Source organism: Thalassospira sp. ABD4_177, from assembly GCF_056160125.1.
The window spans coordinates 673,425-686,027 of sequence record NZ_JBSWWO010000001.1 but is presented as its reverse complement, the minus strand read 5'-3'; the positions used below and the strand labels follow the sequence as shown (position 1 = coordinate 686,027).

Below are 12,603 nucleotides of genomic sequence, written 5' to 3'. Positions count from 1 at the left end.
GTTTGTCTATGCAGGAAGGCAGAAAAACAAAAGACAGAGTGAAAACCCGTCTGAGCTCCGGCAATCCTGCCACCACCATCCAGGGAGACATGAAAATGTTTCAACAGCTCAAGAAAGCAGCCGGGATAGCTGCCGCCATCCTTGCGACCACAACCATGATTTCGACCGCCCAGGCTGACGCCTATCCTGAAAAAGCCATTACGCTGGTCGCACCGTATGGTGCCGGCGGTGCATCTGACTTGGCAGCCCGTGCGCTGGCAGAGACCGCAGGCAACTATACCGGCGGGCAGCCGGTTGTTGTTGTCAACAAAACCGGTAATGGCGGCATGAATGGCGCGCGCTTCGTTTCCGAAGCCGACCCGGATGGGTATACCCTTCTTCTGTCGCGTGTCGGCATGGCGCTTTATCCGGCCGTTTACACCGACAGCCCGGTTGGCTGGGATGCCTACACCTTCCTTGGTATGCTTGAAGCAACCCCGATGATCCTGGCGGTCAATGCCAATTCCGACATCCAGACCATCGACGAGCTGCTTGCCAAAATCAAAGACAGCAATGGTGCCACCACCTATGCCGCATCCGGCCCCACCGCGATTGACGGCTTTACCGTTCAGGCACTTCTGTCTGACGTTGGTCTGGACCCGCTGACCGCTTCCACCCTCGTGCCATATAAAGGCGGCTCTGCTTTGGCCGCTGCCCTTCTTGGCGGTCATGTTGACTTCCTCGCCATTGCTGCCGGTTCGCTGATGCCCCATATCGAAGCCGGTAAAATGCGCCCGCTGATGGTTTATTCGCCGAAGCGTATGGCAGCCCTGCCCGACGTCCCGACCGCCAAAGAACTGGGTTATGCCCAGGCCGGTCAGGTTGGCGGCTGGAGCGGTTTGTATGCCCCCAAAGGCCTTCCGGAAAACGTTGTTGCCAAGTGGACCGAGATCCTTGGTCAGGTCGCAACGGATGAGCAGTGGCTTGACCTTGCCGCCAAGCGTGGCTCGACCTCGATCATTGGTGATCAGGACCCGGCCGCCTTCGTCAAGAGCCAGTTCGAGCTCTATAACGGCATGGCCAAGAAGTTCGGCTACATCCAGTAAGCTGACGTTTTCTGATATCCTTTAATTCAGACTTTTGATGCGAGACGGAACCATGAACCAAAATCGCGATTTTTATGCCGGACTGGTGGCCACGGTGTTCTTTGCCGTCATCCTGTTCGTTCTGATCCCGATCTATGTGAAGGTTCCGTCTTTCATCCCGGGCTTTGCCCCACCGCCTGACATGTGGCCGCGCGTGGTCGCCGTGATCGGGCTGGTGATGGGCGTTCTTGCGCTTGTTCTTGCCTTTCCGAAAATGCGCGATGCCAGCCGCGATCAGGTCGCGGGTCTTGGCAGCCGCATCCTTGGCAACAAGACCCATCTGATGCGTTTTGGCGCTGTGCTGATTTTGTTTGCCGCCTTTGTCTATGGCATGCCGCTGATCGGCTTTGTCCCGGCGACGGTTTTGATGCTGGGCGCGCTGTTCATCATGACCGGCAATTTCGAGCGCAAATTCTGGATGATCGGCCTTTCGATCATCTTCCCGGTCTTGCTTTATCTGCTGTTTACCAAAGTCACACACACGCCCTTCCCCGAAGGCAAGCTGTTGTCTTTCAGCCTTTCTGACCTCGTAACACTTTAACCGAGAGCCCCATCCGTTATGTGGAATGAATTGCTTTATGCCTTTGAGGCGGTCGCGACCCTTCCCAACTTTCTGGCGATGTTTGCCGGGATCTGGGCCGGTGTGATCATTGGTGCCATCCCGGGCATGACCGGAACCATGGCCGTGACGCTTGCCCTGCCCTTTACGTTCTATCTGCCGCCGGTCACCAGTATTTTGCTTCTGGTTGCGCTTTATAAGGGGTCAACCTATGGCGGGTCGATTTCAGCCATTCTGATCAAGACGCCCGGCACGGCATCAGCCGCCTGTACGGTGCTGGATGGCTATCCGCTGGCACGTGCGGGCAAGGGTGGCAAGGCGCTGAACATGGCGCTGGTTTCAAGCTGTATCGGCGACTTTATTTCAAACATTTCGCTGTTCTTCCTGGCCATTCCGCTGGCGACCTTTGCGCTGCGGGTTGGTCCGCCGGAATTCTTCATGCTGATGGCGTTTTCGCTGACCATTGTGGCGAGTATTTCCGGTCGTTCGCTGGTTCTGGGGATCATTTCGGCCTGTCTTGGTCTGCTTTTGGCAACGGTTGGCGAAGACATGTATGGCTCGTTCCGCTTTGCGCTGTCTGAAGACATGAAATCGGGTCTTGGCATGGTGCCGGTTCTGATCGGTCTGTTTGCCCTGCCTGAACTGATCAAGATGGTCGTGTTCCGCCCGGAAGATAACGCCGCTGCCCTTAAACTGGGCGACAACCGCCTGTCGCTGTCGGAGTTTCGCGGGTCGATCAAATCGATCTTTCGTGGATCGGTCATTGGCGTGATGCTGGGCGCAATCCCGGGCATTGGCCCGTCGACCGCTGCGTTCTTTTCCTATAGCGAAGCGCGCCGGACATCGAAAAACGGCGACAAGTTCGGCGAAGGTGAGCTTGAAGGTATTGCTGCGTCCGAGTCTGCAAATAACGGGTCGTGCGGTGCGACGATGATCCCGCTTCTGGCCCTTGGTGTGCCAGGCGACGTGATTACCGGTGTGATGCTGGGTGCGTTCATGATCCACGGCCTGACGCCGGGACCGCTTCTGTTCCAGAACAATCTGGGCGATGTCTATGCGCTGTTTATCGGCATCCTGTTTAGTTCGGTCTTCCTGTTTATCGCAGGCAAGGCGACGGCGGGGGCCTTTACCAAAATCTCGCGCATTCCTCAGACGCTGCTTTTGCCGTGCATTCTGATCCTGTGCGTCTATGGCATCTATTCGATCGGGGCGAGCCCGTTTGATGTCACCGTCCTTCTGGTGATGGGTGTGGTCGGCTTTGTCATGATGTTGCTCAACATCCCGGCAGCCCCGTTCCTGATCGCCTTTATCCTTGGCCCGATGTTTGAAGACAATATGCGCCGCTCGCTTGCGATTTCGCGTGGGGATCTTGGCGTCTTCTTCCAGTCATGGATTTCCTGGGGCTTCTTTGCCCTGACCGTTCTGTTCGTCATTCTGACCATTCGCCGCGAATGGAAGAAATGGCGTGACAACCGCAATGCCGATGCGGCATCCGCAAATTAAATCGAGCAAAACAATGTCCAAGCCAAACATGTCGCGTCTCCACAATGCCATTGATCTGCTTGGCAAACTGGTGGCGTTCGACACGACCAGCAAAAACTCCAATCTTGGTCTGATCCATTTCGTCCGCGACTATCTGGCCGAATACGGCATTGAGTCGACCCTGATCCATGACGAAACCGGGCAGAAGGCCAACCTTCTGGCGACCATTGGTCCCAAAGGGGTGCCGGGCATCGCGCTTTCGGGGCATACCGATGTGGTGCCAGCGCTTGAAACCACCTGGGTCAGCCCGGCATTCGAGCTGACCGAGCGGGACGGCAAGCTTTATGGTCGTGGTGCGGCGGACATGAAGGGCTTTTCGGCCTGTGCGCTGGCGATGATCCCGGAACTGGTCAAGCGTGATCTTGAAATCCCGTTCCATCTTTGCCTGTCCTATGACGAGGAAGTCGGCTGCATCGGTGTCGGATCGATGGTGGACCATCTGGCCGCGATGGAGACCCCGCCGCGTCTGGCGGTGATTGGCGAGCCGACCGACATGAAGGTGATTAACGGCCAGAAGGGCAAATATTCCATGCGGGTCGGTGTCACGGGTACGGCCGGACACAGTTCCTTTGCGCCCAACCACGTCAATGCCATCGAATATGCGTCACGTGCGATCAATCTGATTGCCGAGAAAGCCCGTGAGTTTGAGACAAACGGCCCGTTTGACGAAGATTTCACCGTGCCGCACAGCACGATGCTGACCACGACGATCAGTGGCGGGACGGCGACCAACGTCACCCCGGAATATTGCGAATTCACCTTTGAAATCCGCCATCTGCCCGACCATGACGCCGAAGCGGTGATTGCCGATCTGCAGGCCACCATCATGGACACCCTTGACGGGGAAATGAAGGCCAAGGCGGACGAGACCGGGTTTAGCTTTGAGAAGATCTTTTCCTATCCGGGGATGGGCGATTGCACTGATGCCGAAGGTTTTGAGTATGTGCGCAATGTCATCCCGGAGATTTCCGGCAAGGTATCCTACGGATCGGAAGGCGGCGTGTTTGAAAAGCAGGGCAACATCCCGTCGATCATTTGCGGCCCGGGCAGCATCCGTCAGGCCCACAAGCCCAACGAGTTCATTGAAATTTCGCAGATCGAGGAATGCCTTGAATTCCTTGACGCGCTCACCGATCAGGCCATTGCGGCCTGATATCTCACCATGACGAAGCGCCACCCGCACCGTCAGTCGGAACCCTGCAGCCCGTCTCCCTTACCGATGCTGCGTCCCGAGGGTTCCGACAGGTGAGAAACTCCCGACCACATCCTCCCCCGATGTGGTCACAGCAAGCCAAACTCAAGACCGGCTCGATTTTCGATGCCGGTCTTTTTTTGTCTGTAGTTAAAATAACCACTCCCACTCACAAGTTCAGAAAAACAGAAGAAAAGTAAATCTGTCCCTTTTTCCGAAAACCTGCTTCAGTCTTTTTTTTGCGGTAGCTCTAGATGTACTGCAAACTGCATCCGGTTTACCGCCTCATTTTTCTTTGAACCCTCGGCCGATACCCCCATCTTAAGCGAAACTACCGATAGCAAGCTGCCACCAGCGCTCCCTTCGACTTTTCCCTTCACTTGATTCTCTGCAGTCACAGCAAGATCAAATGCCATGGTTGTAAACATCTTTCCGCCGTGATGTGCCACACCGTAAGCAGGATCGATTTTTACATTGCCGGTGATTGCTGGCGAAACCAGCCCGCCTATTTCTTCATCTTCCTGAGCACTTTTAATTGCCCGAAGTGATTCCAGTAATGCTTCTTTTACAAAGGTATTAAGAGGTACCAGTTCAGACTCTGTATCTTTATTTTTTGCCATAATTAAAACTCCTCAAACAGATCGTCTAAAATTACATTGTTGCATTCCTAGCTGCTCTATTCTTCGCCTTTAGATTGTTCACTTCAACTCTAAAACACAATCTTAAATTTATTTGACTTGGAAGAATCTCGCCATAATGAGCAAACTATTGGAATGTCGGAGGATGTGAAGGCGGCGACAGCAACGGGGGGGCGTCACTCAAACACAGTTATCTTGCGGCTCTGCCGGGATGGGCATTGGTGCCGGTTTGTGAACGGCGACGCCTGTCATGACAAGGACCACGCCCAAGACATCGACAGCGCTTGGAATTTGGCGCAGGACAATTGCACCGATGATCGTGGCGGATGCCGGCAGGAGGGCGAGCAGGAAGGCGAAGCTGGCGCGCGGCAGACGGGCCATCGCGAGTTGATCGCAGACATAGGGGATGACCGACGAGCAGATCCCCACACCAATCCCCGCCATCACCAGCAAAGGTGCGCCGAAGGCTTCGAGCGCTTGCAGGAAGCCGATTGGCATTACGAAGATGAAGGCCGCTGTCATGGCCGCCCCCAATCGTTCTACACCACCGGACGCACCGCCTTCGGAAATCTTGTGACCGAGGATGATGTAGAGAACGAAAAGTGCTCCGTTCAGCACCGCCCAGAACAGGCCGAGAAGATCGGACATCAGTGCAGGGCCGCCGGCCGCCATGAGCGATGGCACGTCGATCAGAAGCGCCACACCGACGACGGCGAGGGCGAACGCCAGATAGTTGCGCCCGGTGCGAAGCCCCCACAGCGCGATCCCGATGGTGCCGACGAATTCAATGGCCGCGACGAGCGAAATCGGGAGCCGGTCGAGTGCGAGATAGAAAGAGCTGTTCATCACGGCAAGGCAGCCGCCAAGGGCAAGAAACAAAACACGCTCGCGGGGGGATGCGTTCTTGAAGGTGCGCCAGGGCTTCGTGATCGGTGCGAAGATCAGGGCTGCCGAAGCAATGCGGAACCAGGCAACGCCAAGCACACCCACGACCGGGAAAAGCAGGACTGCGAAAGCTGGTCCGAGATAATGGAAAACGGCGGACACGCCGAACCAAACGTGTGGGGGAACGGCCTCGGACATGCGCGACATGGCACCGGTGGCGTCGGGGGCGTGGGTGAGGACGGGTTTTGTGGGAGCTTGATTTGTCATACCCCTATAATACGAGGTATAATCGGATCGCAATATGGAGATCAGATATTCCATTGGCGATATTACATGCATGAAAGAAGGAAAATATGACCAATAACCTTCGATCAGAAGAAACCGGTCTTGATCGCATCGACGCCGCAATTCTGCGCGAGCTTTGCGCCGATTCCCGCATTCCGCGTGCCGAGTTGTCGCGCCGCGTTGGTCTGTCCGCCCCAAGTGTTGCGGACCGTGTGCGGCGTCTTGAGGATGTTGGCATCATCACGGGGTACGGCGCACGCATTGATCCGGCCCGGCTTGGCTATGGCCTGACCATTCTGATCCGCGCGCGGCCATTACCGGGTGAAATGAAGAACATGATCAAGGCGATCCAGGAAACCCCACAGATCGTCGCCTGTGATCGTGTTTCTGGTGAAGATTGCTTTGTTGCGCGCGCCCATGTCCGTGACGTCGCCGAGATGGAGGCGGTGATTGACCGGATCGTGCCATTTGGCGCGACGAACTCGTCCATCGTTCAGTCGTCACCGGTTGAAGAGCGGTTGGTGGAGCTTTGAGCACGATGGGGCAGCGCTGAGCAATCGATAGAACGAAAACAGGCGGCCCGAAGACCGCCTGATGTTCCGCCAAAGACATACGAAGATGCCTTACTGCTTGGTATTGCCCGAACTGTAGCCGGCGGTGAAGTCGCGCCAGCTGTCGTCCTCGCCGATCTTTTTCGACCGCGCGAGGGCTGCTTTGCCAAGGGATCGGACCGGGATGTTCTGGTGGGCGTGCAACATGAAGTCACGCCAGAGCGCTGCCGGAAGTCCGCCGCCGGTGACCTGTTCATCCATCGGACTGCCATCGTCATTGCCCATCCAGATGCCTGCGACCAGATCGGAGCTATAGCCGATGAACCAGGCATCGCGGTAATCCGACGTCGTGCCGGTTTTACCCGCCGACGGGCGGTCGATGATGGCGTTGCGCCCGGTACCCTTGGAGACAACCGATGCCAGCATGTTGTTCATTTCCCCGGCATGGAGCGGGTTCATCAAACGGACCGGGAAATCGTCAGAGCGTTCATAAAGCACCTCTCCGCCCTTGCCGGTGATCTTGCTAACCGCGTGCGGGAAGACCGCAAAGCCGCCATTGGCAACAATCGCATAGGCGCCAGTGAGTTCGAGCATCGAGACTTCGCTGGTGCCGAGTGCCAGACTTGGTTCGGGTTTGAGTTCCGATGAAACGCCCATGTCGCGGGCCTTCTGGATGACCTTATCAAGGCCGACTTCGAGTGAGAGTTGGACTGCGATCGAGTTGTTCGAGGTCGCCACCGCATCGCGGATCGACATGGTGCCATGATGTTTGCGATCAAAGTTGCGCGGCTCCCAGCCGTCAATGACGATCGGTCCGTCGCGCATCCAGTCGTTCGAGCCAAAGCCGTTTTCAAGCCCGGCAAGATAGACAAACAGCTTGAAGACCGAGCCCGGCTGACGGCGGGCCTGGGTCACGCGGTTATACTGGCTTTCATAGTAATCCCGTCCGCCAACCATGGCGCGCACCGCCCCGTCGGGCGTCATGGCCAGAAGGGCGGCCTGCCCGACATGGTGGGTCTTCGCACCGTTACTGGCGAGCGCACGGTGCAGGTTTTCTTCGGCGATTTCCTGCAGACGGGAATCCAGCGTTGTATGGACCAGAAGATCCTGATCGACATAACCGACATAATCGCGCACGCGATCCAGCACCCAGTCGGCGAAATAGCGCACACCCGGCCCGGCCTGTGCGGCGCGCGCAGTGCGGACACGGGTCTGTTTGGCGCGTTCGGCCCGTGCCTTGGTCAGCGCCCCGGTTGATGCCATCGCGGCGAGAACAACATTGGCACGATCGGCCGATAGTTTTGGATCGACCATCGGGTTATAGCGACTTGGTGCCTTGGGCAGGCCGGCCAGAACGGCGGCTTCGTAAAGGTTCAAGCGCCGCGGGTCGGTGCCGAAATAATGACGCGCGGCGGCATCGATGCCATAGACACCCGATCCGAAATAAATCCGGTTGAGATAGAGCGAGAGGATCTGTTGCTTATCGAATTTGAATTCCAGCCAGAAGGCCATCAGGACTTCTTCGATTTTACGGCCAAAGGACCGTTCGGGTGACAGAAACAGGTTCTTGGCCAGCTGCTGGGTGATGGTGCTGCCGCCTTCGGCAATGCGTCCGGCAGTAACGTTGGCCCAGGCAGCCCGCATGATGCCGACGATATCAATGCCGAAATGGTCATAAAAACGGCGGTCTTCGATGGAAACGAAGGCCTGGGCGACATATTCCGGGAGGTCGCGGACCTCGACCGGGTTGCCATAACGATCGCCATAGGCGGCGAGGTTCTGGCCATCGATGCTGATCACGCGGACGGACGGTTTGCGTTCGCTGGCGACATTAAAGCTGACCTTGTCGGTCAGGCCATAGCCGTAATAGGCGATGACGCCACCGCCAAGCACCATGACCCAGATAAAGCCCAGAACGATGAATTTTGCAATCGCTTCGGGGCCCGGGATCATATCGCCGAGGCGGGCAAAAAGACTGCCGCCTTTCTTGCCCGAGCTGCTGACCCGTTTTTTGGTCTTTTTGGAACCCTTCGATCCCTTTGATCCCTTACGGACACTTTTTTGTCTTTTGAATTCTCTTTGCGCCACAAACGTACCTATCGGTCTGGTCCGGGTTTCGCGCACGCAAACCTGCCTGTCATACCAACGCAACCCCAACTTGCGTCCGACAGGCGATCGCGCCGCATTTTCCGGCGTATTTCAGTTTTTATGTCCCAACCGAGGAGGGAGTCCCCCGTCTCCCCGTTATGCGACGGTTTTATCAGTTATTTTCCGCGGCGCCCAGCTTCCAGAGATCCTTGACACCGTCATTGGCGCGACGGCGTTCCGAAGATGCGCGGACCATGGAACGGATGGGCAAACCATCATGCGCTTCCAGCATAAATAACCGCCACAAAGACGCAAGTTCTACCTCGCCGCGCACATCCATTCCCGAACGATCATCATTGCCTGCCCAGACGGTGGTGATCAGATCGGACGAGAACCCGACATACCATGCATCAGACCGCCCACCGGCCACCGTGCCATAGCCGGCAAAGGGACGATCAAGGCGGACCTGCGGATCGGTGACACTGGCAAACAGAACGTAGGATCCCTGGATGGCTTCGTCGGTCAGGCGTTTTTCCTGAACCTTTTCAACGCGCTGATAGACCGGCGGGCTGCCATCCGATCCGGTATAGGACACCCGGTTGATCAGCGTCATCTGGGCCGGTTTGCCGGAATTTTGCGGCAGGGCGTGAATGGCTGTGACATCGGCAATCGTCACCGGATTCAGCCCGACGACTGTGCGGATATCGGTCGAAAGCGGGCTTTTGATGCCGATATTGTGGGCATATTGCCGCACATTCAAAAGACCGTAATGGTCGGCCAGATTGGTGGGCACCGTGTTGACATCACGCACGAACGCGTCGCGCAGTGAAATCATCCCCTGATAGTCGTGATCGGGGTTGATGGGGCGCCAGCCGCCGACTGCCATGCGGTTATCACGCACCCATTGCGCCGGATCGCTGTTTTCATTGAGCGCATAGTAATAGGTCGCGACCTTGATCATCCGCCCGGCAGAACGTCGGACGTCGGTCACACGGTTGCGCTGAAACGGTGAATATTCCGCCCCGCCAATCAGGGCACGAATGCGTCCCTCGGGACTGATGGACAGAAGCCCGGTCTGTTCGGCCCCGCGCGGTTCGATGCGCAGTTTAGCCACCTCGGGCACGATTTGCTGGGCAAGGTTCTGAATCGTCCAGTCTATGCTGGTGAGGACATCAATGTCGCGGCTGCTATAGCCGACAAGATCGGCAACTTCTTCGAGCACCATATCAACGACATAGCCCGACAGGACGTTTTCCTCGTACTGGACATCGAGTTTGGGTTCGAGCAATGTCAGGGCCGAAACACGGTTGGCCTCGATGAAGTTATACTGGGCGAGACGCCCCAGGATCTTGTTGGCTTCTTCGGCGGTTTCGCGCGGGTAAAACAGCGGATTGAAGGTTTCCGGATCGCTGATGGCAGCGGCCAGAACGGCGGCCTGATGCAGGCTCATGCGCTCGGCCGGGCCGCCATACCAAAGGCGCGATGCCGCCGAAATACCGAAAATGCCGCGCCCGACATAGCTGCGTTCAAGATAGCTTCGCAAAATGGTCTTTTTGCTGAAGCTCCAGTCCAGCCACAAGGCGACGAGGAATTCCTGCATGTGGCGGCCGGGGCCGCTATCCTTGCGTTTGAAGAAGCTGCGCGCGACCTCCATGGTGATGGTCGATCCGGGCATGTCGCTGGTCGAGAAAATGCGGGCGAAATCCGCCCCGGAAACGCCGAAATGATCAAAGAATTCCGGATCGGCAGCGGCGACAAAAACGTTTTGCACCCGCTCGGGCAAGGTGGTCAGCGACACATCCTGGCTATAGCGGCCCTTGATGGTTTCAAGCAGCGCGCCGTCATAGCCCAGAATGCGGATTTCGGGGCTTCGGACCATATTGCGGCTGAGATCAAGGTTGGAATTGATCGAATAAATGATGCCAAAGATGGTCAGAAAGATCAGCGAAAAGCTCACCCCGAACAGGATCATGCGCTTGCGGCGTTGCCATTTGCGTGCCTCACGCAGTTCCTTTTCGGCGATGCGTTTCATCGCCGCCTTCGCAGCTGTTCTTGCGCCTGCGCTGTTTTCGTCTTCGCCGTTTTCGTTTTCTTCTGCCACGCCGCGTGTCCGTTTTTGCCCGCGTTTCAAGTCGCTCTCTGACAGTAAAGCGCCAAGCTGTTAAGAAATCACTGTTAAGCATACGTTTGTATGGTGAGGCCCACGCAAGGGTCGTTTGACCCTATCAGGGTATCGGGACCATAGCCGAGCGCGCAGGGTGGTGCTGTGATCTATGCTATGGGCTTCGAAAAATTTGCTTGCCTATTTGCGGCTTCACCCTCAATAGTTTTTGCACGGGCAGGCGATGGCGTCGCCAGCGTGAGGATGATGTCAACCACGCGCCCAACCATCACCACACATATCCTGAACGCCGGGATCTTGCTTTGTCGTTGTCATGACAGGGGGAGGTCTTTGTCCCTTTTCATGCGCAACGCGTAAAAGAAGGAACGCGCTTATGGATCGCCCAGAATTTTACCGTTTCCACCAAGGTGATCGCGTGCTGCCGTTTGAGGCGGCGGAATATGACGCCCGTCTGGCGGGCTTGCGCAAGATCATGAATGACACCGGTGTTGAGGCCTGCGTTTTCACATCCATGCATAACATCGCCTATTATTCCGGCTTCCTTTATTGCGCCTTTGGCCGGCCTTATGCGCTTGTCGTGACCCCATCTGAAAGTGTCACGATCAGTGCCGGCATTGATGCGGCCCAGCCGTGGCGGCGCTGCCATGGCGACAACATCACCTATACCGACTGGGCGCGAAACAATTACTGGCGCGCCATTCTGTCGGTGACGGGGTCTGGCAAGGTGATCGGCTATGAAGGCGATCATATCAGCCTGGCGCAAAAGGCGCTTTTGGATGAATTCCTTAACCCCGCCAGCAGCCAGGACATTGCGCCGGCCACCATGCGCCAGCGCATGCACAAGTCCCCGGCCGAAATTGCGCTGATCCGTCATGGGGCGCAGGTCGCCGATGTGGGCGGCTATGCCATCAAGGATGCGATCAAGGAAGGTGTGCGCGAAATTGACGTTGCCATGGCCGGACGCGATGCGATGGAACTTGAAATCGCCAAGCGCTTTCCGGATGCGGAATATCGCGATACCTGGGTCTGGTTCCAGTCGGGCATCAATACCGACGGGGCGCATAACCCGGTCACCGCAAGGAAGCTTGAGCGCGGTGATATCCTGTCACTCAACACCTTCCCGATGATTTCGGGGTACTATACAGCCCTAGAACGTACCCTTTTCGTTGGCGAAGTTGATGACGCCAGCCTCAAGATCTGGAGCGCCAATGTCGCCGCCCATGAATATGGCATGAGCCTGCTGAAACCCGGTGCGTCCTGTGCGGAGGTCACGGAAAAGATCAATGCCTTCTTTGCCGAACGCGATTTGCTGCAATATCGCACGTTCGGCTACGGCCACAGCTTTGGCGTGCTGTCGCATTACTATGGGCGTGAAGCGGGGCTTGAGTTGCGCGAAGATATCGACACCGTGCTCGAACCGGGCATGGTCATCAGCATGGAACCGATGCTGACCATCGCCGAAGGCAAGCCGGGCGCCGGGGGATACCGCGAACACGATATTCTGGTGATCACCGAAGACGGCAATGAAAACATCACCGGCTATCCCTATGGACCGGATTTCAACGTGGTTGGGTAACACCGGCAAAAGAAAACGGGCCCTGCATCGGGCCCGTTTTC

Annotated in this window: 10 protein-coding genes; 6 read left to right on the top strand and 4 right to left on the bottom strand. The window is 56.8% G+C overall.

The genetic code is table 11. The features are described 5' to 3' along the window. Positions 1 to 95: 95 nt before the first annotated feature. The 4 genes from ACXAF0_RS03190 to argE are packed head-to-tail and all read left to right on the top strand — an operon-like array spanning position 96 to position 4,378. Positions 96 to 1,085 carry a Bug family tripartite tricarboxylate transporter substrate binding protein gene (locus ACXAF0_RS03190; RefSeq protein ID WP_475343653.1) on the top strand — a complete coding sequence of 330 codons (990 nt, stop codon included), beginning with the start codon at positions 96 to 98 and terminating at the stop codon, positions 1,083 to 1,085. Between the two features lie 52 nt (positions 1,086 to 1,137). Beyond that, complete coding sequence (locus ACXAF0_RS03185) at positions 1,138 to 1,665, top strand: tripartite tricarboxylate transporter TctB family protein (protein ID WP_475343652.1); 528 nt, start codon at positions 1,138 to 1,140, stop codon at positions 1,663 to 1,665. 18 nt (positions 1,666 to 1,683) lie between these two features. Continuing rightward, positions 1,684 to 3,186, top strand: a complete 1,503-nt coding sequence (locus tag ACXAF0_RS03180; RefSeq protein ID WP_475343648.1) for a tripartite tricarboxylate transporter permease — start codon at positions 1,684 to 1,686, stop codon at positions 3,184 to 3,186. A 13-nt stretch (positions 3,187 to 3,199) separates the two neighbouring features. Beyond that, the gene (gene argE, locus ACXAF0_RS03175; protein ID WP_475343645.1) at positions 3,200 to 4,378 is read left to right on the top strand and encodes an acetylornithine deacetylase; all 1,179 of its coding nucleotides are present in this window, start codon (positions 3,200 to 3,202) and stop codon (positions 4,376 to 4,378) included. A gap of 266 nt (positions 4,379 to 4,644) precedes the next feature. Here argE and ACXAF0_RS03170 read toward each other — a convergent pair whose 3' ends face one another. Together ACXAF0_RS03170 and ACXAF0_RS03165 are read right to left on the bottom strand one after the other, a co-directional pair. Next, positions 4,645 to 5,037, bottom strand: coding sequence for a hypothetical protein (locus ACXAF0_RS03170; RefSeq protein ID WP_475343642.1), 393 nt, complete (start codon positions 5,035 to 5,037; stop codon positions 4,645 to 4,647). Positions 5,038 to 5,235: 198 nt separating this feature from the next. Continuing rightward, positions 5,236 to 6,261, bottom strand: coding sequence for an EamA family transporter (locus ACXAF0_RS03165; RefSeq protein ID WP_475343639.1), 1,026 nt, complete (start codon positions 6,259 to 6,261; stop codon positions 5,236 to 5,238). Positions 6,262 to 6,293: 32 nt separating this feature from the next. Between ACXAF0_RS03165 and ACXAF0_RS03160 the strand changes: the two genes are divergently transcribed. Next, entirely contained in the window at positions 6,294 to 6,758 is a 465-nt protein-coding gene (locus ACXAF0_RS03160; RefSeq protein WP_475343637.1) for an Lrp/AsnC family transcriptional regulator, read from the top strand. 90 nt (positions 6,759 to 6,848) lie between these two features. Here the strand turns inward: ACXAF0_RS03160 and ACXAF0_RS03155 are convergent, their stop codons facing one another. Both ACXAF0_RS03155 and ACXAF0_RS03150 read right to left on the bottom strand, forming a co-directional pair. Beyond that, complete coding sequence (locus ACXAF0_RS03155) at positions 6,849 to 8,864, bottom strand: transglycosylase domain-containing protein (protein WP_475343636.1); 2,016 nt, start codon at positions 8,862 to 8,864, stop codon at positions 6,849 to 6,851. A 172-nt stretch (positions 8,865 to 9,036) separates the two neighbouring features. Further along, on the bottom strand, positions 9,037 to 10,965 hold the full coding sequence (locus tag ACXAF0_RS03150) for a transglycosylase domain-containing protein (protein ID WP_475343634.1): 1,929 nt from the start codon (positions 10,963 to 10,965) through the stop codon (positions 9,037 to 9,039). A 394-nt stretch (positions 10,966 to 11,359) separates the two neighbouring features. Between ACXAF0_RS03150 and ACXAF0_RS03145 the strand changes: the two genes are divergently transcribed. Continuing rightward, a complete protein-coding gene (locus tag ACXAF0_RS03145; protein ID WP_475343631.1) occupies positions 11,360 to 12,562 on the top strand; it encodes a M24 family metallopeptidase in 1,203 nt (400 codons plus the stop codon). The last annotated feature ends 41 nt before the right edge of the window (positions 12,563 to 12,603 follow it).

Bases quoted from the DNA above. Each gene is read 5' to 3' on its own strand.
- ACXAF0_RS03185 (WP_475343652.1), top strand. From the start codon at position 1,138: ATGAACCAAAATCGCGATTTTTATGCCGGACTGGTGGCCACGGTGTTC.
- ACXAF0_RS03180 (WP_475343648.1), top strand. From the start codon at position 1,684: ATGTGGAATGAATTGCTTTATGCCTTTGAGGCGGTCGCGACCCTTCCC.
- ACXAF0_RS03165 (WP_475343639.1), bottom strand. From the start codon at position 6,261: ATGGAATATCTGATCTCCATATTGCGATCCGATTATACCTCGTATTAT.
- ACXAF0_RS03190 (WP_475343653.1), top strand. From the start codon at position 96: ATGTTTCAACAGCTCAAGAAAGCAGCCGGGATAGCTGCCGCCATCCTT.
- argE (WP_475343645.1), top strand. From the start codon at position 3,200: ATGTCCAAGCCAAACATGTCGCGTCTCCACAATGCCATTGATCTGCTT.
- ACXAF0_RS03145 (WP_475343631.1), top strand. From the start codon at position 11,360: ATGGATCGCCCAGAATTTTACCGTTTCCACCAAGGTGATCGCGTGCTG.
- ACXAF0_RS03160 (WP_475343637.1), top strand. From the start codon at position 6,294: ATGACCAATAACCTTCGATCAGAAGAAACCGGTCTTGATCGCATCGAC.
- ACXAF0_RS03170 (WP_475343642.1), bottom strand. From the start codon at position 5,037: ATGGCAAAAAATAAAGATACAGAGTCTGAACTGGTACCTCTTAATACC.